Source organism: Wenxinia saemankumensis (assembly GCF_900141735.1).
Lineage (GTDB): Bacteria > Pseudomonadota > Alphaproteobacteria > Rhodobacterales > Rhodobacteraceae > Wenxinia > Wenxinia saemankumensis.
Window position 1 is genome coordinate 217,564 of the sequence record NZ_FQYO01000004.1, and the last position, 25,860, is coordinate 243,423.

The 25,860-nt window shown below is 70.8% G+C and carries 22 protein-coding genes; 8 read left to right on the forward strand and 14 right to left on the reverse strand.

Annotation, left to right across the window (positions count from 1 at the left end; translation table 11 throughout):
• The first annotated feature begins 158 nt into the window (after positions 1-158).
• The 4 genes from dnaK to radC all read left to right on the forward strand — a co-directional run bounded on the left by dnaK (position 159) and on the right by radC (position 4,928).
• Complete coding sequence (gene dnaK / locus BUE30_RS12140) at positions 159-2,069, forward strand: molecular chaperone DnaK (protein ID WP_073330920.1); 1,911 nt, start codon at positions 159-161, stop codon at positions 2,067-2,069.
• Between the two features lie 80 nt (positions 2,070-2,149).
• The gene (gene dnaJ / locus BUE30_RS12145) at positions 2,150-3,316 is read left to right on the forward strand and encodes a molecular chaperone DnaJ (RefSeq protein ID WP_073330924.1); all 1,167 of its coding nucleotides are present in this window, start codon (positions 2,150-2,152) and stop codon (positions 3,314-3,316) included.
• A 193-nt stretch (positions 3,317-3,509) separates the two neighbouring features.
• The gene (locus BUE30_RS12150) at positions 3,510-4,133 is read left to right on the forward strand and encodes a DedA family protein (RefSeq protein ID WP_073330929.1); all 624 of its coding nucleotides are present in this window, start codon (positions 3,510-3,512) and stop codon (positions 4,131-4,133) included.
• Positions 4,134-4,169: 36 nt separating this feature from the next.
• On the forward strand, positions 4,170-4,928 hold the full coding sequence (gene radC, locus BUE30_RS12155; RefSeq protein ID WP_073330933.1) for a RadC family protein: 759 nt from the start codon (positions 4,170-4,172) through the stop codon (positions 4,926-4,928).
• Here radC and BUE30_RS12160 read toward each other — a convergent pair whose 3' ends face one another.
• The 3 genes from BUE30_RS12160 to secA all read right to left on the reverse strand — a co-directional run bounded on the left by BUE30_RS12160 (position 4,929) and on the right by secA (position 10,830).
• Positions 4,929-6,494 (reverse strand): substrate-binding domain-containing protein, encoded by a 1,566-nt coding sequence (locus BUE30_RS12160; RefSeq protein WP_083601373.1) that lies wholly within the window; start codon positions 6,492-6,494, stop codon positions 4,929-4,931.
• Positions 6,491-7,876 carry a hypothetical protein gene (locus BUE30_RS17825; RefSeq protein ID WP_170865641.1) on the reverse strand — a complete coding sequence of 462 codons (1,386 nt, stop codon included), beginning with the start codon at positions 7,874-7,876 and terminating at the stop codon, positions 6,491-6,493. Before BUE30_RS17825 ends, BUE30_RS12160 begins: the two co-directional genes overlap by 4 nt.
• A gap of 134 nt (positions 7,877-8,010) precedes the next feature.
• The gene (gene secA, locus BUE30_RS12170) at positions 8,011-10,830 is read right to left on the reverse strand and encodes a preprotein translocase subunit SecA (RefSeq protein ID WP_073330940.1); all 2,820 of its coding nucleotides are present in this window, start codon (positions 10,828-10,830) and stop codon (positions 8,011-8,013) included.
• Between the two features lie 182 nt (positions 10,831-11,012).
• Here secA and BUE30_RS12175 point away from each other — a divergent pair, with 182 nt between their 5' ends.
• Genes BUE30_RS12175 through mutT form a run of 3 tightly spaced genes read left to right on the forward strand, consistent with a single transcriptional unit; the run spans position 11,013 to position 13,532 of the window.
• Positions 11,013-11,912, forward strand: a complete 900-nt coding sequence (locus BUE30_RS12175; protein WP_073330944.1) for a peptidylprolyl isomerase — start codon at positions 11,013-11,015, stop codon at positions 11,910-11,912.
• Between the two features lie 4 nt (positions 11,913-11,916).
• A complete protein-coding gene (gene argJ, locus BUE30_RS12180) occupies positions 11,917-13,134 on the forward strand; it encodes a bifunctional glutamate N-acetyltransferase/amino-acid acetyltransferase ArgJ (protein WP_073330949.1) in 1,218 nt (405 codons plus the stop codon).
• Positions 13,134-13,532, forward strand: coding sequence for an 8-oxo-dGTP diphosphatase MutT (gene mutT / locus BUE30_RS12185; RefSeq protein WP_073330953.1), 399 nt, complete (start codon positions 13,134-13,136; stop codon positions 13,530-13,532). The genes argJ and mutT overlap by 1 nt, the downstream gene beginning before the upstream one ends.
• Before the next feature lie 78 nt (positions 13,533-13,610).
• On the opposite strand, the gene infB is transcribed toward mutT, so the two are convergent.
• The 6 genes from infB to pip all read right to left on the reverse strand — a co-directional run bounded on the left by infB (position 13,611) and on the right by pip (position 21,507).
• Positions 13,611-16,112, reverse strand: coding sequence for a translation initiation factor IF-2 (infB, locus tag BUE30_RS12190; RefSeq protein ID WP_073331852.1), 2,502 nt, complete (start codon positions 16,110-16,112; stop codon positions 13,611-13,613).
• Positions 16,113-16,117: 5 nt separating this feature from the next.
• Positions 16,118-16,765 carry an RNA-binding protein gene (locus BUE30_RS12195; protein ID WP_073330957.1) on the reverse strand — a complete coding sequence of 216 codons (648 nt, stop codon included), beginning with the start codon at positions 16,763-16,765 and terminating at the stop codon, positions 16,118-16,120.
• Entirely contained in the window at positions 16,765-18,522 is a 1,758-nt protein-coding gene (nusA, locus tag BUE30_RS12200; protein ID WP_073330960.1) for a transcription termination factor NusA, read from the reverse strand. The genes BUE30_RS12195 and nusA overlap by 1 nt, the downstream gene beginning before the upstream one ends.
• Positions 18,523-18,528: 6 nt before the next feature.
• Complete coding sequence (rimP, locus tag BUE30_RS12205; protein WP_073330963.1) at positions 18,529-19,113, reverse strand: ribosome maturation factor RimP; 585 nt, start codon at positions 19,111-19,113, stop codon at positions 18,529-18,531.
• Between the two features lie 184 nt (positions 19,114-19,297).
• Complete coding sequence (locus BUE30_RS12210; RefSeq protein ID WP_073330967.1) at positions 19,298-20,527, reverse strand: ABC transporter substrate-binding protein; 1,230 nt, start codon at positions 20,525-20,527, stop codon at positions 19,298-19,300.
• Positions 20,524-21,507, reverse strand: a complete 984-nt coding sequence (gene pip, locus BUE30_RS12215; RefSeq protein ID WP_073330971.1) for a prolyl aminopeptidase — start codon at positions 21,505-21,507, stop codon at positions 20,524-20,526. Before pip ends, BUE30_RS12210 begins: the two co-directional genes overlap by 4 nt.
• A gap of 53 nt (positions 21,508-21,560) precedes the next feature.
• Here pip and ubiG point away from each other — a divergent pair, with 53 nt between their 5' ends.
• Positions 21,561-22,307, forward strand: a complete 747-nt coding sequence (gene ubiG, locus BUE30_RS12220) for a bifunctional 2-polyprenyl-6-hydroxyphenol methylase/3-demethylubiquinol 3-O-methyltransferase UbiG (RefSeq protein ID WP_073330975.1) — start codon at positions 21,561-21,563, stop codon at positions 22,305-22,307.
• 4 nt (positions 22,308-22,311) lie between these two features.
• Here the strand turns inward: ubiG and BUE30_RS12225 are convergent, their stop codons facing one another.
• From BUE30_RS12225 to BUE30_RS12245, 5 genes are all read right to left on the reverse strand, one after another.
• Positions 22,312-23,412 carry a cystathionine gamma-lyase gene (locus tag BUE30_RS12225; protein WP_073330980.1) on the reverse strand — a complete coding sequence of 367 codons (1,101 nt, stop codon included), beginning with the start codon at positions 23,410-23,412 and terminating at the stop codon, positions 22,312-22,314.
• 110 nt (positions 23,413-23,522) lie between these two features.
• On the reverse strand, positions 23,523-23,930 hold the full coding sequence (locus tag BUE30_RS12230) for a MarR family winged helix-turn-helix transcriptional regulator (RefSeq protein ID WP_073331856.1): 408 nt from the start codon (positions 23,928-23,930) through the stop codon (positions 23,523-23,525).
• Between the two features lie 65 nt (positions 23,931-23,995).
• Positions 23,996-24,826, reverse strand: a complete 831-nt coding sequence (locus tag BUE30_RS12235; protein ID WP_073330985.1) for a carbon-nitrogen hydrolase family protein — start codon at positions 24,824-24,826, stop codon at positions 23,996-23,998.
• Positions 24,823-25,080, reverse strand: coding sequence for a glutaredoxin 3 (grxC, locus tag BUE30_RS12240; protein WP_073330989.1), 258 nt, complete (start codon positions 25,078-25,080; stop codon positions 24,823-24,825). The genes BUE30_RS12235 and grxC overlap by 4 nt, the downstream gene beginning before the upstream one ends.
• A 51-nt stretch (positions 25,081-25,131) precedes the next feature.
• Entirely contained in the window at positions 25,132-25,854 is a 723-nt protein-coding gene (locus tag BUE30_RS12245; RefSeq protein WP_073331860.1) for a double zinc ribbon domain-containing protein, read from the reverse strand.
• Positions 25,855-25,860: the final 6 nt, after the last annotated feature.

Sequence of the window (25,860 nt, forward strand, 5' to 3'; positions counted from 1 at the left end):
TTGCAGGCCCAAGACCGCCTCCCTATATACGGCCAGTCGGCAGGGAGAGACACCTCGCCCCGCCCAAGGAACCAGAGCTGAACACCCATACAGGCCGGGGTGCCTCGCCCATGTGGGCCCCGCGCCGCTCAGACCGCCTTAAGAGAGGGATTTGAAGAATGGCCAAAGTCATCGGCATCGACCTCGGCACGACGAACTCCTGCGTCGCCATCATGGACGGCTCGCAGCCCCGCGTGGTCGAGAATTCCGAAGGGGCGCGCACCACGCCCTCCATCGTCGCCTTCACCGAGGACGAGCGCCTCGTCGGCCAGTCCGCTAAGCGGCAGGCGGTGACCAACCCCGACAACACCATCTTCGCCGTGAAGCGCCTGATCGGCCGCCGCACGACCGATGCCGAGGTGGAGAAGGACCGCAAGCTCGTCCCCTACACCATCATCGACGGCGGCAACGGCGACGCCTGGGTCCAGTCCCGCGGCGAGAAATACTCCCCGTCCCAGATCTCCGCCTTCATCCTGCAGAAGATGAAGGAGACCGCCGAGTCCTATCTGGGCGAGAAGGTCGAGCAGGCGGTCATCACCGTCCCGGCCTATTTCAACGACGCCCAGCGCCAGGCGACCAAGGATGCCGGCAAGATCGCCGGCCTCGAGGTGCTGCGCATCATCAACGAGCCGACGGCCGCCGCGCTGGCCTACGGGCTCGACAAGAAGGACACCAAGACGATCGCGGTCTACGACCTCGGCGGCGGCACGTTCGACGTGACCATCCTCGAGATCGACGACGGCCTGTTCGAAGTGAAATCGACCAACGGGGACACGTTCCTCGGGGGCGAGGATTTCGACATGCGGATCGTCAACTACCTCGCCGACGAGTTCAAGAAGGAGCACGGCGTCGACCTCACGGCCGACAAGATGGCCCTTCAGCGCCTGAAGGAAGCGGCCGAGAAGGCGAAGATCGAGCTCAGCTCCTCCACCCAGACCGAGATCAACCAGCCGTTCATCTCGATGGGCTCCAGCGGCCAGCCGCTGCACATGGTGATGAAGCTGACCCGGGCCAAGCTGGAAAGCCTCGTCGCGGACCTCATCAAGAAGTCGATGAAGCCGTGCCAGGACGCGCTGAAGGATGCCGGCCTCTCCAAGGGCGACATCGACGAGGTCGTGCTCGTCGGCGGCATGACCCGGATGCCGAAGGTAGTCGAGGAAGTGACCAAGTTCTTCGGCAAGGAGCCGCACAAGGGCGTCAACCCGGACGAGGTCGTGGCGCTGGGCGCCGCCATCCAGGCGGGCGTGCTGCAGGGTGACGTCAAGGACGTGGTCCTGCTCGACGTGACGCCGCTGTCGCTCGGCATCGAGACGCTGGGCGGCGTGTTCACCCGGCTGATCGACCGCAACACGACGATCCCGACCAAGAAGAGCCAGATCTTCTCCACCGCCGAGGACAACCAGTCGGCCGTGACGATCCGGGTCTTCCAGGGCGAGCGCGAGATGGCGGCCGACAACAAGATGCTCGGCCAGTTCAATCTCGAGCAGATCCCGCCCGCGCCCCGCGGCATGCCGCAGATCGAGGTGACCTTCGACATCGACGCCAACGGCATCGTGTCGGTCAGCGCCAAGGACAAGGGCACCGGCAAGGAGCAGAAGATCACCATCCAGGCCTCCGGCGGCCTGTCCGACGACGACATCGAGCGGATGGTGAAGGACGCCGAGGAGAACGCGGACGCCGACAAGAAGCGGCGCGAGCTGGTCGAGGCCCGCAATCAGGCCGAGAGCCTGATCCACTCGACCGAGAAGGCGATCGAGGAGCACGGCTCCAAGGTCGACCCCTCCACCGTCGAGGCGATCGAGCTGGCCATCGCGGCGCTCAAGGACGAGCTGGACGGCGAGCAGCCGGAGAAGATCCGCTCCGGCATCCAGAACGTCACCGAAGCGTCGATGCGCCTGGGCGAGGCGATCTACAAGTCGCAGTCCGAAGAGGATGGCGGCTCGGACGAGCCCAAGGCCTCGGATCAGGGCGACGACGACATCGTCGACGCCGATTTCGAGGACCTCGGCGAGGACAAGCGTGGCCAGTAACGCGGCCTGACCGGAACGAGAGGAGACCGGCCCGCGACCCGGGCCGGTCTTTTCATTGAACGACAGGAGACGCGACCAGTATGGCGAAACGCGATTTCTACGAGGTGCTGGGGGTCTCGAAGGGCGCGTCGGCCGACGAGATCAAGAAGGCCTATCGCCAGAAGGCGAAGGAGCTTCACCCCGACCGCAACAAGGACAATCCCGCCTCCGAGGCCCAGTTCAAGGAGGCGAACGAGGCCTATGACGTCCTGAAGGACGCCGACAAGAAGGCGGCCTACGACCGGTTCGGCCATGCCGCCTTCGAGGGCGGGATGGGGGGCCGTCCGGGCGGCGCCGGGGGCGCGGGCGGATTCCGCGGCCAGGGCGATTTCGCCTCGGCGTTCTCGGACGTGTTCGACGACCTCTTCGGCGATTTCATGGGCGGCCAGCGCGGCGGGGCCGCCGGCGGCCGGGCCCGCGCGACGCGCGGCAGCGACCTGCGCTACAACCTTCGCGTCACGCTGGAAGAGGCCTATTCCGGCCTGCAGAAGACGATCCAGGTGCCCACGGCCGTGCCCTGCACCGCCTGCGACGGCAACGGCGCCGAGGGCGGGAGCGAGCCGCAGACCTGCCCCACCTGTTCCGGCATGGGCAAGGTGCGCGCGCAGCAGGGGTTCTTCACCGTCGAGCGGACCTGCCCGACCTGCAACGGCCTCGGCCAGACGATCAAGAACCCCTGCAAGGTCTGCCACGGCGCCGGCCGGGTCGAGAAGGAGAAGTCCCTCTCCGTCAACATCCCGCCGGGGGTGGAGACCGGGACCCGCATCCGCCTCGCCGGCGAGGGCGAGGCCGGGCTGCGCGGCGGACCGACGGGGGATCTCTACATCTTCCTCGAGGTGCGCGAGCACGCGCTGTTCCAGCGCGAGGGGACGAACCTGTTCTGCAAGGTGCCCGTCTCGATGGTGACCGCCGCGATGGGCGGCGACATCGAGGTGCCGACGATCGACGGCGGCAAGGCGCGTGTGAAGATCCCCGAGGGCAGCCAGAACGGCCGGCAGATGCGCCTGCGCGGCAAGGGCATGCCCGCGATCCGGGGCCGCGAGTTCGGCGACATGTTCATCGAGCTCGGCGTCGAGACGCCGGTCAATCTCACCGGGCGGCAGAAAGACCTGCTGCGCGAGTTCGAGCAGATCTCGGCCGAGAACAATCCGCAGAGCGCCGGCTTCTTCAGGAACGTGAAGAGCTTCTGGGATTCGATGAAGGGGTGAGGCGGAGTCCGGAAACGCATCGCGTTTCCCCGGCTCATGGGCGCTCCGGTACCCCGGCGCGGTGCACACCGCCGCGCACCGACGCTCCGCCCCCCGGCGGGGCGTGACGCCGGCACCGGCACCGGTCCGCCCTCTTGTCGGAACCCCGCTCCACCGGTTCCGTTAAACCGCTGACGTCAAGCGCGAGGCCCCCATGTTCGACTGGATCACCGGCTGGATCGATTCGATGGGCGCGTTCGGCGTCGGCCTCCTGATGTTCCTCGAGAACGTCTTTCCCCCGATCCCGTCCGAACTCGTCATGCCGCTGGCGGGGTTCAACGCCGCGCGCGGCGACATGTCCCTGATCCTCGTCATCCTCGCCGGCAGCATCGGCTCGCTGGCGGGGGCGGCGCTCTGGTACTGGATCGGGGCGAAGTTCGGGATGGACCGCCTGCGCCGCCTGTCCGAGAGGCATGGCCGCTGGGTCGGCATCTCGCCCGAGGAGCTGGAAAAGGCGCAGGGCTGGTTCGACCGGCATGGCGGGATCGCCGTCCTGATCGGGCGCCTGATCCCCACGGTCCGCACGCTGATCTCGGTCCCCGCAGGCATCAACGGGATGGGGCTGCCGAAATTCCTCGGCTATTCGGCGGTCGGGACCGTCGCCTGGACGGCGCTGCTCGCCGGCCTCGGCTACTGGTTGGAAAGCGGCTACGAGGCGGTCGAGGCCTGGCTGAACCCGATCTCCACCGCCATCGTCGTCGGGATCGTCGCGCTCTATCTCTGGCGGGTCGTCACCTACGACAGGCGCCGGGCCAAACGCGGCGACCGGGCGGATTAACCCCGGCTTAACCCTGCCCGGCGCAATCTCGGACCCATGTCCGATGCCTTCGCCGAGAGCCCCCTGCCCTTTCCCGACCTGGCCGGGGACGAGGTGCCGGGTCCCGTCCGGGGGACCAGGGTTCCTTCCTATCTCGCCGATCATCGCCAACGCCTGCGCGCGCGCTTCATGGCGGGCGGGGCCAAGGGGATGCCGGATTACGAGCTGCTGGAGCTGATCCTGTTCCGCGCGATCCCGCGGCAGGACGTCAAGCCGCTCGCCCGCGCCCTGATCGACGCCTTCGGCGACCTGAACGGCGTCCTCACCGCCCCGGACAGCCGCCTCGCCCAGGTGAAGGGGGTCGGGCAGGCCGTCCTCTGCGAGTTCCGCCTGGTCGAGGCGGCGGCGCACCGCATGGCGCGCGCCCGAGTCATGGGCCGGCAGGTCGTCTCCTCCTGGGAAGCGCTGATCGATTACTGCCATACGGTCATGGCGCACCGCGAGGTGGAGCAGTTCCGCATCCTCTTCCTCGACCGCAAGAACGTCCTCATCGCGGACGAGGAGCAGGCGAAGGGCACGGTCGATCACGTCCCGGTCTACCCGCGCGAGGTGGTGAAGCGGGCGCTGGAGCTGAACGCGACGGCGCTGATCCTCGTCCACAACCATCCGTCCGGGGATCCGACCCCGAGCCAGGCGGATATCGACATGACCCGCCGGATCGACGCGGCGGCGCAGGCGCTGGGGATCACCATCCACGACCACATCGTCGTCGGTCGCTCGCGCGAGCTGTCCTTCCGGGCGGAGGGGCTGCTGTGATCAGCCGGGCGGACCGGCCCAGAGCTCCACCCGGCGGTTGAGCGCCCGGCCCAGCGCGGTGTCGTCGCAGGCCAGCGGCAGCGCCTCGCCGAAGGCGGCGACGTTCAGCCCCGTCCCCTCCGGGATCTCGCCGCCCAGCGCGGCCAGGATCGAGGCGGCCAGCGCCTCGGCCCGGGCCTCGGACAGCGCGACGTTGCGCGGGGCAGAGCCGAGCCCGTCGCTGAACCCCACGAGCCAGAGCGCCCGGCCCGCATGCTCCCCCTCGCGGATCGCCGCGACGAGGGCGAGGAACTGCGACCGCGAGACGGGGTCGAGCGCGATCTGCCCCTCCTCGAATCGGAAGGTCGGCGAGAGCCGCGTCTTGTCGCGCAGAAAGCCGACCATGTCCTGCAGGTCGGCCAGAGAAGTGCCCTCGCCCGCCGCGGCGATCGCCGCGGCCAGCCGCTCTCCCTGCTCCGCCAGCGGGATCGGTACGGCCGACAGGCCCAGTACCCCCGCCCGCCGCAGGACGAGCTGCGCCTCGGGGCTGGGCAGCCAGGCGAGGAAGTCGCGGATCGGCACGGCCTGTCGCCGCTCGGGCAGGAACAGCATGAGCGGGGTCGAAAGGGGGTAGTCCTCGGTCCGGATGGCCCCGGGACGGGGCGCCATGACGATCCCGCAGGCGCCCTCCAGCGCCAGTGGTACGGCGAATCCCGTCTCGCCCAGCGGCACCAGCGCGAGCCCGCCGGGATCGGCCGCCACCGCCGCGCTTACCGAATCGACGCCGTCATGCGAGACGGCCGCCGCCACCATGCCGACCCCCAGCCGCCGGGCGATCCCCTCGACCTGGCCGGCATTCTCGGCCGCGAGATGCAGGGTGATCGGCCCGGTGCCGCCCAGCTCCTCCCAGCGGCGGATCGTGCCGCCGAGGATCCCGGCAAGCTGCGCCAGGGTCAGCCGCCGCGCCGCCTGGCCCGGCGCTACGACGGGGACCAGCCCGTCGAGAGCGAGAACGCGGACCCGGCCGGGGCCGTCCAGCGCGCCGAGCCCCGCCGCCTCGGCCGCCGCGACTTCGGCCGCCGTCGGAACGCGGGCGGCCATGACCCCGTCGGCCCGTCGCGCGAGCAGGTCCTCGAACCCCTCTTCCGTCGGTTTCACGGTGAAGGCGACGGACAGGAAGCCGGCCCCGGTCTCGGCGTCGCGCAGCGTGTAGACCGCGCCCTCCGCCCCCTCGGTCCGGTCGGCCGAGAACCCGCGCGATCTCGCATAGCCCTCGACCAGGGCCGGCAGGATCACCTCGCCGAGACGCGGCGTGCCCGAGAGGCGCAGGGTCGCGATCCAGTCCGCCCCGGGACAGCCCGGCCCCTCGCAATCCGCGCCGCGCAGGTCGATCGTCACCTCGCCGCCCGGCGTCATCACCCGCAGATAGGTCCCGTCATAGCCGACCGCCTCGCCCGACAGCTCCATCCCGCCGAGGCGGAGGCTGACGGGCTGGGCCGTGAGCGCCGACGCGCAAAAGAGAAGCGCGGCGAAGATCGCCGCGCCTGTCCAGGCCGCGAGGGGCCGACCGAAAAGCCTGCTCGTCATCTCATGGCGAGTGTCATGTCCTGCAGGAGATTTGACAACACCAGATACTCGCCCACCGCCTCGCATTCCGGCAGCGTCATCGTCAGGTCGCGGGCCTGCGGCGCCATGCCGGGGGCGACCTGCAGGGTCTGCGCGGCGACCGGCCGGCCGCAGGTCGCCTCGGTGACGACCGCCTCGACGTTCAGGGCGACGCTTCTGGCGCGGTTCATCGCTGCGGGGACGGAATAGACCTCCGCGCGGTAGGTCTCGGGCGCGATCCCGTCGCCGAGGAGCGTGAGAAAGCCGCCCTCCCCCGCCAGCGCCGCTTCGGGGGCGCGTGGCGTCGCCCGCGACACATGTCCCGGCCCGCCATAGGCCGCCCCGTCCTCGAGCGCGTGCAGGGCGAGACCGGACGTGCCCTGCCATTGCAGGACGGCCCGGTCGTAGGACGCCATCTCGGGCACCTGCAGCGCCGCGAGGCCATCGGCATCGCCGAGATCGGCCATGAAGACCGCGGTCTCGGCCAGGGCCGGCACGGTGACCTGGGCGCGGCCTTCCGGATCGAGGGCGAGGGTGAACATCATGCCCTGGTGGTGGATCGTCGCGACGGCATTGGCGTGGCACGGCGCGTCGAGCGACAGCGCCACCATCGCCGCCGGGCGGGTCTCGGCCACCAGCGAGGGCGCGCAGCCCCGGGACGCGGCGGTCGCGGGCACCGGCTGGTCCTCCGTGACGGACCCCGTGGCGGGCACTTCCGGAGGCGAGGCGGGCCGGGCGGCGGGGAGGTCCGGCCCGGCTCCGGTCGGCGGCAGGGCGGTGTCCCCGTCCGCGGCGGGGTCGGCATCCCCGGCGGCGGGGGCCGGGGCGGCCCCCTGCGGAACGGGGCGGAAGACGATCCCGGGGCCGGCCGCGTCCTCCGGGACGTCGACGGACGGGTCATCAGGCTCGGCACCGCCGTAGAGTGCCTCGACCTCTTCCAGGCTGGGCGCGCGTTCCGGCCGGGCGCCGCCGGGGATGTCGGGCGCCATCATCGGCGTGTCGGACGAGAAATCCGCCTGCAGCGGGGGCAGGTCCGTCCCGGCGAAGGGAACGGCATGCCCGGGAAGGCCCATCCCGGCCGGATCGGCCATGTGACCGACGATCTCCGCCGGCGCCATGGTGGGGGGCTCGTCGACGAGCGGGGCGGCGGCGGCCCGGGGATCGACGCCGGGGGCCATGGCCGTGATCTCCATCCCGAAGACGGCCCGCCCGCCGGGGGCAGCGGCCTCGTCCTGCCCGGACGGCATGCGATCATCCGCGCCGAACCGCGCGGCGAGGACACCCTCGTTCTGCATCACGAAGCCGATGCCGAGGGCGACCGCGAAGGTCGCGCCGGCAGCAGCCAATTTGCGAAGCCGTCCCATCGCCCGATTCCCCAATCCAGCAAGATCGCGGATGAGATTGCCCGAGCGTCATGGCCCGAGGGCGCGGATTCGGGGGAAATGCGGCGACGGCTTTGTGGCGCGAACCGGGCGTTGTCGCCCGATCCGCCACAATCCTAGATCGCGCCGTGGCAATGTTTGAACTTCTTGCCCGACCCGCAGGGGCAGGGATCGTTCCGACCCGGCGTGCCCCATGTCGCGGGGTCGCTCTCGTCGAAGCCCGGGCGGGGCGCGGTCGCGGTCTCGCCGTCGGGGCCGCGCATCGCCTCGGTCCCGGCGCCGATCAGCGCGCCGGCCGTGGCGGGCGCCGCGGCCGGGGCGGCGGCGGGACGCGGGGCCGCCGGGGCGCCGCCTGGCGTGCCGGCGGGCTGTCCTCCGTCGGCCGGTGTTCCGGCGGCGCCGGCGCGGGCGCGCTGCTGCATCAGCTGCTGGACCAGCGCGTCCTGCTGCTCCTTGCTCATCGGGCGGATGTTGGCGAGCTGCCTGGTGACGTCGGCGCGCAGCCCGTCCAGCAGGCTCTCGAAGAGCTGGAAGCTCTCGGTCTTGTACTCGTTCAGCGGGTCGCGCTGCGCGTAGCCGCGGAAGTTCACGACCGAGCGCAGGTGCTCGAGCGTCAGCAGATGCTCGCGCCACTTCTTGTCGATGGTCGAGAGCAGGATCTGCTTCTCGACCGAGCGCATCGTCTCCTCGCCGAAGGCCTGCACCTTCTCGGCCATCATCTCGTCCGAGGCGGTCTCGAGCCGCTCGCGGACGATCTCGTCCTCGACCCCTTCCTCGGCGGCCCATTCGGCGACCGGCACGTCGAGGCCGAGCTCGGTCCGCGCGGCCTCGGCCAGGCCGTCCACGTCCCACTGATCGGCATAGGACCGGGCGGGCATGTGCTGGGCGACGAGATCGTCGATCACCTGGTGGCGCATGTCCTCGGCGATCTCGGAGATGTCCTTCGCCTCCATGATCTCGCGGCGCTGGGCGAAGATCACCTTGCGCTGCTCGTTCATCACGTCGTCGAACTTCAGCAGCTGCTTGCGGATGTCGAAGTTGCGCCCCTCGACCTTGGCCTGGGCGCGCTCGAGACTCTTGTTCACCCAGGGGTGCACGATGGCCTCGCCTTCCTTCATGCCGAGGGTGGACAGGACCTTGTCCAGCCGCTCGGACCCGAAGATCCGCATCAGGTCGTCCTCGAGCGAGAGGAAGAACGACGACCGGCCCGGGTCGCCCTGCCGGCCCGACCGGCCGCGTAGCTGGTTGTCGATGCGCCGGCTCTCGTGCCGCTCGGTGCCGAGCACGAAGAGCCCGCCGGAGGCGAGAACGGCCTCCTTGTCGGCGCGGTGCTCCTCCTCGATGCGGGCGCGCAGAGCGTCGGGATCCGCCTCGGGATCGGCGGCGAGCGCCTCCAGCACCTTCATCTCGACATTGCCGCCGAGCTGGATGTCGGTGCCGCGGCCGGCCATGTTCGTGGCGATGGTCACCGCGCCCGGCTTGCCGGCATCGGCGACGATCTGCGCCTCCTGCTCGTGCTGGCGGGCGTTCAGGACGTTGTGTCTGATCCCGGCCTGCGTGAGCAGCTGCGAGAGGGTCTCGGACTTCTCGATCGAGGTGGTGCCGACGAGGATCGGCTGCCGTTTCTCGTGCGCGACGCGGATCGCCTCGACGATGCCGTCGAACTTCTCCTTGGCGGTGCGGTAGACGGCGTCGTCCTCGTCCTGGCGGGCGATGGGGCGGTTCGTCGGCACCTCGACCACGCCGAGACCGTAGATCGACGCGAATTCCTCGGCCTCGGTCAGCGCGGTGCCGGTCATGCCCGAGAGCTTGTCGTAGAGGCGGAAGTAGTTCTGGAAGGTCACGCTCGCGAGGGTGACGTTCTCGGGCTTGATCTCGACGTTCTCCTTCGCCTCGATCGCCTGGTGCAGACCGTCGGACAGGCGACGCCCGGCCATCATCCGGCCGGTGAACTCGTCGATCAGGACGACCTCGTCGTTCCGGACGATGTAGTCCTTGTCCTTCTGGAACAGCTTGTGCGCGCGCAGGCCCTGGTTGACGTGGTGGACCAGCGTCGTCGATTCCGGATCGTAGAGCGACTGGTCCTCGGGCAGCAGGCCGGCCTCGCGCAGCCGGGCCTCGATGAACTCGTTGCCCTCGTCGGTATAGCCGACGCGGCGGGTCTTCTCGTCGATCTCGTAATGCTCCTCCGTGAGGGAGGGGACGAGCTCGTCGATCGCCTTGTAGAGGTCGGAGCGGTCCTGCGCGGGCCCCGAGATGATGAGCGGGGTCCGCGCCTCGTCGATGAGGATCGAATCCACCTCGTCGACGATCGCGAAGTTGTGGCCGCGCTGGTTCATCTGGCCGAGGTCGGACTTCATGTTGTCGCGCAGGTAGTCGAAGCCGAGCTCGTTGTTCGTGGCGTAGGTGATGTCGGCGGCATAGGCCGCCTTCTTCTCTGCCTCGGGCTGCTGCGGGTAGACGACGCCGGTCGTCAGACCGAGCGCGCCGAACACCTTGCCCATCCACTCCGAGTCCCGCTTTGCGAGGTAATCGTTCACGGTGACGACATGCACGCCCTTGCCGGTCAGCGCGTTCAGATAGGCCGGGAAGGTCGCGACGAGGGTCTTGCCCTCGCCCGTCTTCATCTCGGCGATGTTGCCCTGGTGCAGGAAGATCCCGCCCATCAGCTGCACGTCGAAGGCCCGCAGGCCCAGCGCGCGGCGCGCCGCCTCGCGGCAATTGGCAAAGGCCTCGGGCAGCAGGTCGTCGAGGCTCTCGCCCCCCATGGCGCGCTGCGCCAGCGCCTGCGTGCGGTCCTTGAGGCCCTCGTCGGTCAGCGCCCGGAACTCGTCCTCCAGCGCGTTGATCCGCTCGACGATGGGCGCCGTCGCCTTGACCTTGCGGTCGTTGGGGGTGCCGAACACCTTCCTGGCGATGTTTCCCAATCCGAGCATGAGGTCTCTCTCCGGCTGTGGCGGCGCCTCGGCGCGGGACGGTTGTCGCCCCCGTTGCGCACGCCTAAGTAGGGGCCAAGACCGGCCCTCGCGGCACCATCCGCGGGAGATAAGGGCCGCCCGACACATAGTCAACGTCGCCTCCCGGCCCCTTGCTGGACTGGCGGCCGAGGAGGATTTCCATGACCCGCATCACCGCCACGCTCGCGGTCTCGGCGCTCGCGCTCGCCGCCGCTCTGCCCGCCGCCGCGCAGGACGAGGCCGAGGCCCCCGAGGGCGAGGCCGCCGCGCCCGCCGAGATGCCGACCGCCGATCCCGCCACGGTCATCGCGACCGTGAACGGCACCGACATCACGCTGGGCCAGATGATCATCGCGCGCGCACAGCTGCCGCAGCAATACCAGCAATTCCCGCCCGACGTGCTGTTCGAGGGCGTGCTCGACCAGATCATCCAGCAGCAGCTTCTGTCCGAGACGGTCGAGGGCGTGCCCGCCCGCGTCGACTACGCGCTCGAGAACCAGCGCCGCGCCCTGCTGGCGGGCGAGGCGGTGACCGACATCGTCGACACCGCCGTCACGGACGAGGCCATCCAGCAGCGCTACGAGGAAGAGTTCGGTGCCGCAGAGCCGGTCACGGAATGGAACGCGAGCCACATCCTCGTCGAGACCGAGGAGGAGATCCAGGACGTGATCGCCCGGCTCGAGGGCGGCGAGGATTTCGCCGAGGTGGCGCAGGAGGTCAGCATCGACCCCGGCTCCGGCATGAACGGCGGCAATCTCGGCTGGTTCGGCCCCGGCATGATGGTGGCCCCCTTCGAGGAGGCTGTGAGCGGGCTCGAGGTCGGCGAGGTGTCCGAGCCGGTGCAGACCCAGTTCGGCTACCATGTCGTCCTGCTGAACGAGACGCGCGAGCAGGAGCCGCCCCCGCTGACGGAAGTGCAGGGCGAGATCGCCAGCGCGATCCAGCAGGAAGCGCTGCAGGAGCGGATCGACGCGCTCATGGGCGAGGCGGAGATCGAGATGGCCGAGACGGGCGAGCTCGACCCGGCCGTGCTGAACAATCTCGACCTGCTGGAGCCGTGATCCGATGACGAAGGTCTCGCCGCTGGCGCCCGCCGCGTTCCCCTCGCTGCCGGTGGTCGGCGGCGTGCGCTTCGCCACCGCCAAGGCGGGGGTGAAGTACAAGGACCGCACCGACGTGATGCTGGCGGAGCTGGCGGAGGGGTCGGTGATCGCCGGCACCTTCACTCGCTCCTCCACCCGCTCGGCCAACGTCCTCGATTGCGAGGCGAAGAACGGCCGGCCCGCCACGGGGCGCGCCGCGATCCTCGTCAATTCCGGCAATTCCAACGCCTTCACCGGCCGTGCCGGGGTCGAGGCGGTCGAGACGCTGGCCGCGGCGGTGCAGACGGTGACCGGCATCGACCGGCACCGCGTCTTCACCTCCTCCACCGGCGTCATCGGCGAGCCCCTCCCGCACGACCGGATCGCCGCCAAGCTGGGCGAGCTGGCGCAGAAGCTGAGCGTGACTGGCGCGGAAGAGGCGGCGCGCGCCATCATGACGACCGACACCTTCCCCAAGGGGGCGTCCACGACCATCATCGTCGACGGGCATCCGGTCACCATCATGGGCATCGCCAAGGGCAGCGGAATGATCGCGCCCGACATGGGGACGATGCTGGTCTACCTCTTCACGGACGCCAGAATCGCGCACGGGCCGCTGCAGGCCACCCTGCGCGAGCTGACGGACCGCACCTTCAACGCGATCACGGTCGACAGCGACACCTCCACCTCCGACACGCTTCTGATGGCGGCGACCGGCGCCTCGGGCGTCGACGTGACCCGCAGCGCCGCCTTCACCAAGGCGCTGCACGGCGTGATGCTGGATCTCGCGAAGCAGGTGGTGCGCGACGGCGAGGGCGCGACGAAGTTCGTCGAGGTGAATGTCACCGGCGCGGCGGACGATGCCGATGCGCGCAAGGTGGCGATGTCCATCGCGAACTCCCCGCTGGTCAAGACCGCGATCGCGGGCGAGGACGCGAACTGGGGCCGGATCGTCATGGCCGTCGGCAAGTCCGGCGCGCGGGCCGACCGCGACCGGCTCTCGATCCGCTTCGGCGAGATCGAGGTGGCGCGGGACGGCTGGCGCGCGCCTGATTATTCCGAAGAGGACGCCTCCGCCTACATGAAACGGCAGGAACTGGAGATCGGCGTGGATCTCGGCCTCGGCTCGGGGCGGTCGACCGTCTGGACCTGCGACCTGACGCACGGCTACATCGACATCAACGCCGATTACCGCTCCTGATGAGGGTCGTCCTCGTTTCGGCCGTCGCGCTCGTCGATCCCGACGGGCGCGTCCTTCTCGCGCAGCGCCCCGAGGGCAAGTCCCTCGCCGGGCTCTGGGAATTCCCGGGTGGCAAGGTCGAGGCGGGCGAAACCCCCGAGGCCGCGCTGATCCGCGAGCTGCGCGAGGAGCTGGGGATCGATACAGCCGAGAGTTGCCTCGCCCCCCTCACCTTTGCCTCGCATTCCTACGACGACTTCCACCTTCTGATGCCCCTCTTCGCCTGCCGCCGCTGGCAGGGCACACCCGAGGGGCGCGAGGGGCAGCGCCTCGCCTGGGCGCGCGTGAACCGGCTGCGCGACTACCCGATGCCGCCCGCCGACCTGCCTCTGATTCCCATCCTGCGCGACTGGCTCTGAGCAGCTGGACCCGGACATCTGCCGGAAACGAAGAAGGGCGCCCCGCGGGGCGCCCTTTTTTTTCCACTGCGGCGAAGATCAGAGCGACCGCTCGACCATCTGCCGCTCGAAGATCTCGATGACGTCGCCTTCGCGGATGTCGTCGTAGTTCTCGAAGGCCATGCCGCATTCCTGGCCCGACTGGACCTCCGCGACCTCGTCCTTGAAGCGCTTGAGCGTCTTCAGCGTCCCCTCGTGGATCACCACGTTGTCGCGCAGCAGACGGACCCCGGCGGAGCGACGGGCGACGCCCTCGGTGACGAGGCAGCCCGCGACCTTGCCCACGTTGGAGACCTTGAAGACCTCCTTGATGTTGGCATAGCCGATGAAGTTCTCGCGCACCTCGTCCTTGAGCAGGCCGGAGGCGGCGTTCTTCACGTCGTCCACGAGGTCGTAGATCACGCTGTAGTAGCGGATCTCCACGCCCTTCTGGTTCGCGGCCTGGCGCGCCGGAGCGTTGGCCCGGACGTTGAAGCCGAAGACTGGCGCACCCGACGCCTCGGCGAGACCGATGTCGCTCTCGGTGATGGCGCCGACACCCGAGTGCAGCACGCGCACGCGCACCTCGTCGTTGCCGATCTTCTCCATCGCCTGGACGATCGCCTCGGCGGAGCCCTGCACGTCGGCCTTCACCAGGATCGGCAGCTCGCTGACGTTCTCGTTCGCCTTGGCGTTGGCCATCAGCTGCTCGAGCGTCGTGGCCGCACCCGCCGCCGCGCGCTTGTCCTTGGCGGCGTTGGCCCGGTACTCGGCGATCTCGCGGGCCTGCGCCTCGGTCTCGGTGACGTTCAGAACGTCACCGGCCTCGGGCGTGCCGTTGAGGCCGAGCACCTCGACCGGAACGGACGGACCCGCTTCCTTCACGCGTTCGCCCTGGTCGTTGATCAGCGCGCGGACCTTGCCCCACTGCTCGCCGACGACGAAGATGTCGCCCTGCTTGAGCGTGCCGTTCTCGACGAGGACGGTCGCGACCGGGCCGCGCCCCACGTCGAGCTTGGCCTCGATCACGGCGCCGGACGCGGCGCGGGACGGGTTCGCCTTGAGCTCCAGGAACTCGGCCTGCAGCGCGATGGCCTCCAGCAGGTCGTCGAGGCCGGTGCCCTTGATGGCCGACACCTCCACGTCCTGCACGTCGCCGGACATCTTCTCGACGATGACCTCGTGATGCAGCAGGTCCGTGCGGACCTTGTCGGGATTCGCGGCCGGGCGGTCGATCTTGTTGATCGCCACGATCATCGGGACCTTCGCCGCCTTGGCGTGATTGATGGCCTCGATCGTCTGCGGCATGACCGCGTCGTCCGCCGCCACCACCAGCACCACGATGTCCGTCACCTGCGCGCCCCGGGCGCGCATCGAGGTGAAGGCCGCGTGGCCGGGCGTGTCGAGGAAGGTCAGCACCGAGCCGCTGTCGGTCGTCACCTGGTAGGCGCCGATATGCTGCGTGATGCCGCCGGCTTCGCCCGCGACGACGTTCGCCTTGCGGATCGCGTCGAGAAGCGAGGTCTTGCCGTGGTCGACATGGCCCATGATCGTGATGACCGGGGGCCGCGGCTGCAGATCCTCCTCGCGGTCCTGTTCCTGCGAGATGACCTGCTCGACATCGGCGTCGGAGACGCGCTGCACGTTGTGGCCGAATTCCTCGATGATGAGCTCGGCAGTGTCCTGGTCGATGGTCTGGTTCTGCGTCGCCATGATGCCGTTTTGCATCAGCGACTTCACCACGTCGGCCACGCGCTCGGACATCCGGTTGGCGAGTTCGGCCACCGTGATCGCCTCGGGCAGCTGAACCGTACGGACCACCTTCTCGCGCTCGCCGGACTGGCCCATCGCCTTCTGGCGGGCCCGCTCCTGCTTGCGCTTCATCGCGGCCATGCTGCGCTGCCGGCCGCCCTGGCCGCCCAGCGCCTCGTTCAGGGTGAGCTTGCCGGCACGGCGGCCGCCATCCTCGCGCCCGCGGGCAGGCTTGGCGGTCTTGTCGCCGCGCGGATCGGCGCGCTCGCGGTCGGGCTTGCGGGCGCCGGCCGACGGGGCGCCGCCACGGCGGTCGTCCTCCACGGGCGCGGCCGGCGCGGCCTTCGCCGCGGCGCGGCGGGCCTTCTCTTCCTCGGCCTCGCGCGCCTTGCGCTCTTCCTCTTCCTGCCGGGCCTTGAGCGCTTCCTCGCGCTCGCGGTCCTCGCGTTCCTTGGCCTCGATCTCGGCCTTGCGCTTCTCGCGCTCCTCGGCGCGGGCCTTCTCATCGGCCTCGCGGGCGGCCTTTTCCTCGGCCTCGCGGGCACGGGCATTGGCCAGCGCCTTCATCCGGCGCTCGAGCTCGGCCTCGGAAATGCCGGCCGGGCGCTTCTTGGGATCGCCGCCGGTGGGCGCGCCGCCGGAGGCCGCGCCGCCCGCAGGCGCGGCGCCGGGCTTCGGCACCACGACGCGTTTGCGCTTGGTCTCCACCACGACGTTCTTGGTCCGTCCGTGGCTGAAGCTCTGCTTCACCTGACCGGGGCGGCCGGAGCCGCGAAGACCAAGGGGTTTCTTGCCGTCGGTATCGCTCATCAAACCTATGCTTCCTTCCCGGCGCCCGGCCCGGTGGCCGATGCTGCGCCTGGTGTCTCCAGTCGTCCTTGACGGAGGCCACGGAGTTTCGCGGCTTCCTCTATAACACGGTCAGCCAATCCGCCAGAGGCGAGGGCGCCGTGGATCACGTTTTGCCGACCGAAGGCGAGTCCGAGCTCGTCGCCGGTCAGGCAGTTGAAGTACCGCGCCCCGGTCGGGGTCCAGAGCTTCGACTTGCCCCGCTCGGACCCGTCCGAGGCCTGCAGCAGCACCTTCACCTCGCCGTCGGCGAGGGCCGACTTGACCTTCTCGAACCCGGCGATGGCGAGCCCGGCCTTGCGGGCCAGCGCCACCAGGTCGACCACGTGGCGGGCGAGCTGTCGCTCCACCTCGTCGGCCAGACCCTCCGGGACCGTGACCTGCGCCTTGGCGGCGCGGGCGAACTGGCCCTTGCCGGCCTTCTCGATGACGGCGCGATCCGCCGTCACCCACATGCCGCGTCCGGGCAGCTTGCCCAGGATATCGGGCACGACCTGACCCTCCGGCCCCACGACGAACCGGACGAGTCCGGAGGCCGGGGCCGTCTCGGCGGTGACGATGCACCGCCGTTCGGGGCCGTCCTGCCGCGTCTTCGTCCGTCCGCCCCGGGTCATCAGGCCTCCGCGCCCGCCTCTTCGGCGGCGGCGGCTTCCTGCGCGGCGACCTCTTCGGGATCGACCCAGCCAAGGGCGACGCGCGCCGTCATCACCAGTTCCTGCGCTTCCTCGAGGCTCATCTCGAAGCTTTCGAGAATGCCCTCGTCCTTGACCCGGTTGCCGTCGCCGTCCGTCGTCCAGCCGCCGGCCAGCTCCCAGTCGGCGCAGGTGGCGAAGTCCTCGAGCGTCTTCACGTCGTCCTTGGCCAGCGCCTCGACCATCTGCGGCGTCAGGCCGGGGAAGCCGATCAGGCTGTCCTCGGCGCCGAGCGCGCGGGCGCGTTCCACCGCCTCGCGGGCCTGCGCCTCGAGGTAGTCGCGGGCGCGGGCCTGGAGTTCCTCGGCCGTGCCCTCGTCCACCCCGTCGATCACGAGAAGCTCGCCCTGGTCGACATACGCGACCTCTTCGAGATTGGTGAACCCCTCCGCTACCAGGAGTTGGGCAAAGAACTCGTCCAGATCAAGGGTGTCCATGAAGAGTTTCGTGCGCGCCTCGAATTCGGCCTGGCGGCGCTTGCTCTCCTCCTCCTCGGTGAGGATGTCGATGTCGAGGCCCGTCAGCTGGCTGGCAAGGCGCACGTTCTGGCCGCGCCGGCCGATGGCGAGGGACAGCTGCTCCTCCGGCACGACGACCTCGATCCGCTCGCTGTCCTCGTCGAACACGACCTTGCTGACCTCGGCCGGCTGCAGTGCGTTGACGAGGAAGGTCGGCATGTCCTCGTTCCACGGAATGATGTCGATCTTCTCGCCCTGCAGCTCGCCGACCACGGCCTGCACGCGGGATCCCCGCATGCCGACGCAGGCGCCGACCGGGTCGATCGAGTTGTCGTAGGAGATGACGGCGATCTTCGCCCGGCTGCCCGGGTCGCGGGCCACGGCCTTGATCTCGATGATGCCCTCGTAGATCTCGGGCACCTCCATCTTGAACAGCTCGGCCATGAATTCCGGCGCGGTGCGGCTGAGGAAGATCTGCGGGCCGCGCGGCTCGCGGCGGACATCCTTGATGAAGACGCGGATCCGGTCGCCGGGGCGGTAGGCCTCGCGGCCGATCTTCTCGTTGCGGCGCAGCACGCCTTCGCCGGGATTCAGCTCGACGATGATGTTGCCGTATTCCTCGCGCTTCACCAGCACGTTGATGATCGTGCCGACGCGGTCCCTGAATTCCTCGTACTGCTTCTCGCGTTCGGCCTCGCGCACCTTCTGCAGGATGACCTGCTTGGCGCTCTGCGCGGCGATACGGCCCAGCTCGACCGGGGGCACCTCGTCGACGATCTCGTCGCCGATCTCGGGCATCACGGTCGAATCGCCCGGCTGGGCGGATTTCACCTGGAAGCGGTTGACCTCGAGCGTGATCGCCTCGGGCGGCTCCTCGCCCTCCTCGAAATGCGGGATGCGGGTGACCGTCACGCGGCTCGTCGCGACGCGGGGCCGCTCGTGCTTGATGATGTCGGCGGCCTGCTCGACGGTCAGCTCGGACTGATAGTTCTCGAGCTCGTCCTCGGACACCACGGTGCGCACCCGGGTGAAGGTCGCGCGACCGGTCTTGCGGTCGATCTTGACCCGGATGTCCATTTCGGAGCCGTAGCGGGACTTCGCCGCCCGGGCGAGACTCTCCTCCATCGCCTCGACGACGAGGCCGGGATCGATCTGCTTCTCGCGGGCGACAGCCTCGGCGGTCTGCAGCAGCTCGAGCTGGTTGGCGGAAGTGATGGCCATCGTCGTTTACTCCTCGTCCCCGTCCATCAGGGTCTGCACTTCGTCGTATTCGGTCTCGTCGATCGTGCCGGCATCCTTGCGATCCTTCAGCACGTCGCGGATGAGTTCGTCGGTCAGGACCAGCTTGGCGTCGCTCAGCCAGTCGAACTGCAGGCCGATCGTCACCGGGGCGCCGCCCTCCTCGATCTCGATCAGCACCTCGGAGCCCTCGATCCCCCGCAGCTCGCCCTTGAAGCGGCGGCGGCCGTCGATCAGCTCCTCGGTCTCGAGCTTGGCGGTGTAGCCGTCCCACTGCTCGAAATCCTTGAGCCGGGTCAACGGCCGGTCGATTCCCGGCGAGGACACCTCGAGCGTGTAGTTCCCCTCGATCGGGTCCTCGACGTCGAGCGTGGCCGACAGCGCGGTCGAGATCTCGCCCAGCGTGTCGACGTCGATCGTGCCGTCGGGCTTCTGCGCCATGATCTGCAGGATCTCGGTCTTGCCGCCCTGCAGGCGTACGCGCACCAGCTCGCAGCCCATGTCCTCGATCACGGGGCGCACGATCTCCGCGATGCGGCGGTCGATGGCGGCCTTGGCGACGAGGTCGGACATGATCGGGGCTCCTTGCGGGAGAGGGACCGGGCGGGCGCCGGAAACGAAAAACGGGCCGAAGCGGCCCGCGAATGTTCCGGTGGGCGCTGGGGGTGGAGGCCAGCGCGCCGCTGTCGTGACGGGCATATGCGCCCCTCGCGCCGGAAATGCAAGGGCGAAGGACGGAGCGGGCGCGGCGGCCCGCCTAGGCGACCTGCCAGCGCTGGGCGATCCGGCCGTCGTCGAGGTCCCACAGCGCGCCGATCCGCCGCGGCGGCAGCAGGCGGACCGAATGGGCCAGGACGTAGTCCGCGAAGGCGGGGATCACGACGCGTTCGCGCGGAAGGCCCAGCCGCGCCTCGGCCCAGCGGGCCGTCAGCCGGCCCGAGGCGCGGCTCACCGTCAACGCCGGCCCCGCGCCGCCGGAGGCGAGGTCGAGCTCGGCCAGCGCCGACTCGAGCCGCGCGAGGAAGGCCGGCGGCACGTCCCCTGCCGCGCGCAGGTCGAGCCGCCGGCCGGCCAGCCCCGCCTGCGCCAGAAGCGCCCGGGCGCGGAACGGATCGGCCGGGGCCGGCACCCCGCCCGGCATCGGCGAATCGGCCCCGACCGGGCCCTGCCCGCCCGCCAGCGCGGCCCGGTCCAGCCCGACCGCCAGCGCGCCGGCCAGCGCCGGCTCCGCCTCCAGCACGAAATGCTGGTGTCCGGGGGTCCGGATCAGCCGCAGCCCCCGGCCGGGTGCGCCGGCCTCGGCGGCCGTCACCGGGGCCGCGTCGATCTCGCCGGCCCGCAGGGCGGCGAGGCGCGCCGCCGGGTCGGGAACGGCCGTCAGCCGCAGCCGGGCCACCCCGCCCGCCCGCGGATGGTCCGGGTCGCGCTCGAGCACCGCCCCGGCCGCGTCGAAACGCTCGACGCGGAACGCGCCGGAGCCCGCGCCCCCCGGCCCCGCAATGGCGAGCGCCGGGTCGGCGAGGACGAAGGGCAGGTCCGGGCGCGGCGCGGCGAAGACCAGGCGCAGGCCGCCCGCCTCCGGCTCCGCCGCCACCATGTCGGAGAGCAGGGGCGCGCGGACGCGCCACAGATGGGCCGCGACCGCCTCGCCCGTCACCGGATCGCCGTCCTGGAACCGCGCCGCCGGGCGCAGGGTCAGGCGCCAGGCACGCCCCCCCTCCTCCATCGTCCATCCGGTCGCGAGATCGCCCGTCAGCTCGCCGCTCGGCGCGATCTCGGTCAGCGTCTCCCAGACGGCGCCGGGGCCGAGCACGGCGGCCGCGAGACCGCGCCCATCGCCGATGCCGGGCGTCGCCGGCAGGTCGGGCAGGGCGAGCCGCAGGGTTCCCGCGGGTAGTCCCCCCGCGGCGCGGGCCGCGCCCGACATCGCCAGCAACCCGGCCGCCGCGCCGCCGCGCATCAGCAGGCGGCGGGAGATCGCGGTCATACCAGCACCCGGGCGAAGGCGTCCATCGCCGAGACCAGCTCGTCGCTGATCCCCGCCTCGGACAGGGCGTGCCCCGCCTTGCCGACCATCACGAGCCGCGCCCGGGGCCAGGCCGCGGCGAGCCGATGGGCCGAAGCGGGCGGGCAGATCATGTCGTATCTTCCCTGCACGACGATTCCCGGCACCTCGGCGATGCGCGCCATCCGCTGCGGGGCGAGGATCTGCTGCTCGGGCCCCAGGAAACCCTGGTGGGTGAAGTAGTGGTTCTCGAGCCGGGCGAAGGCGCGGGCGTAATCCGCCGGCCCCTCGCCGCCCAGCCCCTCGTTGTCGATCGAGGCCAGCGCGTTCTCCCACGCCGCCCAGGCCCGGGCGAAGCGGGTCTCGGTCGGCAGGTCGCCCGAGAAGAGCCGCCGGTTGTAGGCGGCGATCAGGTCGCCGCGCTCCTCCTCCGGGACCAGCCCGGCGAACCGCGACCACAGCTCGGGCCAGAACAGGCCCGCGCCCCCACCGTAGAACCATTTCAGCTCGGGCGGGGTCATCAGGAACACGCCGCGCAGCGCCAGCGCCCGGGTCCGGTGCGGATGCTCCTGCGCGTAGACGAGAGAGAGCGTCGCGCCCCAGCTGCCGCCGAACACGACCCAGGCGTCGATGCCCAGCTCCTGCCGGATCAGCTCGATATCCGCGACGAGATGCCAGGTCGTGTTGTCCTCGACGCTGGCATGGGGGCGCGAACGGCCGCAGCCGCGCTGGTCGAACAGGACGATCCGGTAGATCGCGGGATCGAAGTAGCGCCGCATCGCGGGCGAGCAGCCGCCCCCCGGCCCGCCATGCAGCACGACGACCGGCAGCCCGTCCGGGTTGCCGCACTGCTCGACATAGACGCGGTGACCGTCGCCCACGTCGAGCATGCGCTGATCGAACGGGTCGATCGGCGGATAAAGTCGTTGCGAGACGCGTTTATGGCCCGAGGCTCTGTCCATGCCCGACCTATATAGGCAAGGACCTGCCGGAGCCATGCTTGAGGGATAAAGTTATGCAGAGCGCGAGCACGATCGACGCCGCCGAGATCGCCAAGTTCGAGGCGATGGCCGCCGAATGGTGGGACGAGACCGGCAAGTTCAAGCCGCTGCACATGATGAACCCGGTGCGGCTGGGCTACATCACCCGCCAGATCGCGGGCGAGTTCGGCCGCGACCTCACCGACCCCGCCCCCTTCGCGGGGCTGCGCATCCTCGACATCGGCTGCGGCGGGGGCCTGCTGTGCGAACCGATGGCCCGGCTCGGCGCGGATGTCGTCGGCGTCGACGCCGCCCCGCGCAACATCCCCGTCGCGCAGGTCCATGCCGAGCAGTCGGGCCTCGCCATCGACTACCGCGTCGGCACGGCCGAGGAGATGGCCGCGGCGGGCGAGCAGTTCGACGCCGTCCTCAACATGGAGGTGGTGGAGCATGTCGCGGACCCGCTCGCCTATCTCACCGCCTGCCGGCAGCTGCTGAAGCCCGGCGGGCTCCATCTCTGCTCGACCATCAACCGCAACCCCAGGAGCTTCGCCATGGCCATCGTCGGCGCGGAATGGGTCATGCGATGGCTGCCCCGGGGCACGCACGAATGGCGCAAGTTCATCACCCCGGACGAGCTCTTCGACCTGCTGCGCAAGGCGGGGCTCGACCCGGTCGACCGGAAGGGATTCGTCTTCAATCCCGTCTCGTGGTCCTGGTCGATCTCGGACCGCGACCTGTCGGTGAACTACGTCACCGCGGCGGTGAAGCGGGCGGGCTGACCCTTCAGGCGATCTCGTCCAGCGCCGCCACGATCCGGGCGCTCAGGTCCGCCACCGGTTCGCACCCGACCGACAGCCGCACGAAGCCCCCGGGCACGTCGTCGCCCCAGCGCGCCCGGCATTCCGCGCTGGAATGGACCCCGCCGAAGGACGTGGCGGGCGTCAGCCCCGCGGCCTCGATAAACCGTTCGGCCGTGTCCCGGTCCTTCAGCGTCAGGCCGATGAGGAATCCGAACCGTGCCATCTGCGACCGGGCCAGCGCGTGCCCCGGATCGTCCGGCAGGCCGGGATAGCGCAGGGCCCGCACCGCGGGATGCGCGGCGAGACGCGGGGCCAGCGCCTCGGCGCTGTCGCACATCCGGGCGAAGCGCATCTCCAGCGTCGGGAGCGAGCGGTTCAGCTGCCACGCCTCGAACGGCCCCGGGATCGCGCCCGACAGCTTGCGCCAGTCCTTCGCCGCCTCGAAGAGGGCCGCATCGCGCGTGGCGAGATGGCCGAGGATCACGTCGGACTGGCCGCTCGGCGCCTTGGTGTCGCTGGCGACCACCACGTCCGCGCCCAGCTCCAGCGGGCGCTGGCCGAAGGGCGTCATCGTGGTGTTGTCGACCAGCGTGACGCCCCCCGCCGCGCGCACGGCGGCGCAGATCGCGGCGAGGTCGCACAGGTCGAGCCCCGGATTCGAGGGCGTCTCGACGAAGACCGCCGCAAAGCCGTCGAAGCCGCCCTCCCCGTAGCGCGCCGTCGGGCGGTAGGCTGCCGCGACCCCGAACCGCGCCAGCACCCGGTCCGCGAGCAGGCGGGTCGTGTAGTAGCCGTCGGAGGGCAGCAGCACCCGGTCCCCCGCCTTCAGCCCCGCCATCAGGGCGGCCGAGATCGCGCCCATGCCGGAGGGAAAGAGCAGCGCGGGCGCCCCCTCGAGGATCGAAAGCTGCCGCTCCACCTCCTCCCAGACCGGGTTGTCGACGCGGCCGTAGCCCGGCGCCCCGGCCGGATCGCCCGGCAGGTGGAACATCGAGGCCATGGTCAACGGCAGCGCGACGGGGTCGCCCCGCTCCAGCCCCGGCCGCCCGTGCATCAGGCGGCCCGCGCGGTCGTCGTCACTCATTCGGCGTCTCCGGATCGGCAGGTGTCACGGCGATCGCGGCCCGCGGCGCGACGGCAACCGGCCGGCCGGGCCACCTCGCGGGCCCCGCCTCCGCCTCGGACCGGGCCGCATCATTCATCCCGCGGCTCGGATTCGGCCAGTTGCAGGCGCAGCTCGCGCAGGACCGGCAGCAGGGGGCGCACCCGCTCGGCGCCGATCCGGCCGGCCACCTCGGCGATCAGCGGTGCGATGGCGGCCAGCGCGTCGTCCCGCGCCCGGCGCCCGGCGGGGCTGATCGAGACCCGCTTCTTGCGCGCATCGTCCCAGTCGGGCCGGACATGGACCCAGCCTGCCCATTCCAGCCGCGAGAGCGTGTTCGTCATCGCCCCGCGCGTGAGGTGGAAGGACCGGGCGAGCTGCCCCGGCGTGCGCTCGTCCCCGGTATGGGCGAGCAGGTTGAGCACCGAGAAATGGCTCAGTTCCATCCCCTTCGGCAGGGCCCGCGCGATGGAGTTCCGGGCGAGCTGGTCGATCGTCATGATCTCGGTGAAGAGCGAGACCGCCAGCGGGTCGGACCTGTCCGCGCCCCTGTCCTGACCGGCGCTCACGGCCCGGTCACCGCGCGGTCGTGGCTCAGCGAGGGGATGCGGGCCCGCGCCTCGGCGACCGCCTGCCGGTCGAGTTCGGCGAAGACGATGCCCGGTTCGGTCCCGCCATCGGCAATCACCTCGCCCCAGGGCGAGACGACGAGCGAGTGGCCGTGCGTCCGCCGCTCGCGCGTCGTCGTCGTCGGGTGAGTGCCGGTCTGCGCCGCGGCCAGCACCCAGGCGCCGCATTCGATGGCGCGCGCGCGCAGCAGCGGCTCCCAATGGGCGGCGCCGGTGCCGGGCGAGAAGGCGGACGGGACCAGCAGCATCTCGGCCCCCGCCTGCGCGATGCGGCGGTAGAGGTGGGGAAAGCGCAGGTCGTAGCAGATCGTCAGGCCGATCGCGGCGAAGGGCGTGTCGGCGACGACGGCCCGGTCGCCCGGGCGGTAGCCGGCCGATTCGCGGTAGGTCTCGGCCTCGGACACGGTCACGTCGAACATGTGGACCTTGTCGTAGCGGGCAGCGACCCCGCCATCAGGGCCGATGAGGAAGGACCGGTTGGCGAAGCGGCCGTCCGGATCGTCCGTCCTCAGCGCCAGCGAGCCGATGGACAGCCAGATCCCGGCCCGTGCGGCCTCGTCCCGCAGGGCGGCGAGCGTGGGGTCGTCCTCCTCGTGGCGCAGTACCTCCTCCTGCCGGGCCCGGCTGGCCGAGACGCAGTTGGTGACCTCGGGCGTCAGGACGAAACCCGCCCCCTCCCCCGCCGCGCGGCGCAGCAGGTCGGTCGTCGCCACGAGGTTCGCCTCCGGATCGTCGCCGGAGCAGAGCTGGAGGAGCGCCGCCCTCACGCCGCCAGCATCGGGTCGAGCTTGCCGGCGCGGTCGAGGGCGAAGAGGTCGTCGCAGCCGCCGACATGTTCCCCGTCGATGAAGATCTGCGGCACGGTCCCGCGCCCGTTCGCGCGCTGCACCATCTCGGCGCGCCGTTCGGGCGCGGCGGCGATGTCGACCTCGGCGAAGCCGGCGCCCTTCTGGGCGAGCAGGCGCTTCGCCATGTGGCAGAAGCCGCAGGTGGGTTTGGTATAGATCTCGATCATGGCCATGGCGGGCCTCCCGGGGGCTTGGGGGCGGGGCTGGGAAACGTCGCCCCTGATCTAGGCCCCCCGGACGGCGCGCGCCAGTGTCAGCACGTCGACGCTTGCCGCGCCTGCCCCGGTCGCGGCCAGGGCGGCCGTGGTCAGGGTCGCGCCGCTAGTCATCACGTCGTCGACGATCACCACCGGCCGGCCCGCCATCGCGGCGCCCCGGCGGGGATGCGGCCGGATCGCCCCCTCCAGCGCGGCAAAGCGCGCCGCGCGGCCCGCCGCGCTGATCGTGCGGCGGGGCCGGACCAGCGCATCGACCGCCACCTCGGCCCCGGACTCGACTCCCAGCCATTGCGCCAGCAGCGCGGCCTGGTTGTAGCGCCGCCGCCAGAGCCGCGACCAGTGCAGCGGGACCGGCACCAGCAGCGTGTCCGCCCCGATCAGGTCGCGGCCGGCGCGCGACATCCACAGCCCCCCCGCCCGGGCGAGGTCGGTCCGGTCGGAATGCTTCAGTTGCAGGACGAGCCTGCGGGCGGTATCGCGGTAGACCATCGCCGCGCGGCCCCGGCTCCAGGGGAAGTCCGCCGCCCGGCAGTCGTCGCAGAGCTCGCGCGCCAGGACCGCCTCGCCCGGAAGCGGCGTGCCGCAGCCGTCGCATATCGTGCCGCCGATGAACCGGCAGTCCCGCCAGCACGGCCCGCAGAGGTGATGGGCCGCCTCGGTGAAGCTGCCGCAGGCAACGCATTGCGCCGGGTAGAGCAGGCGCGACGCCGCGCCCGCGACGCGCCGCAGGGCACC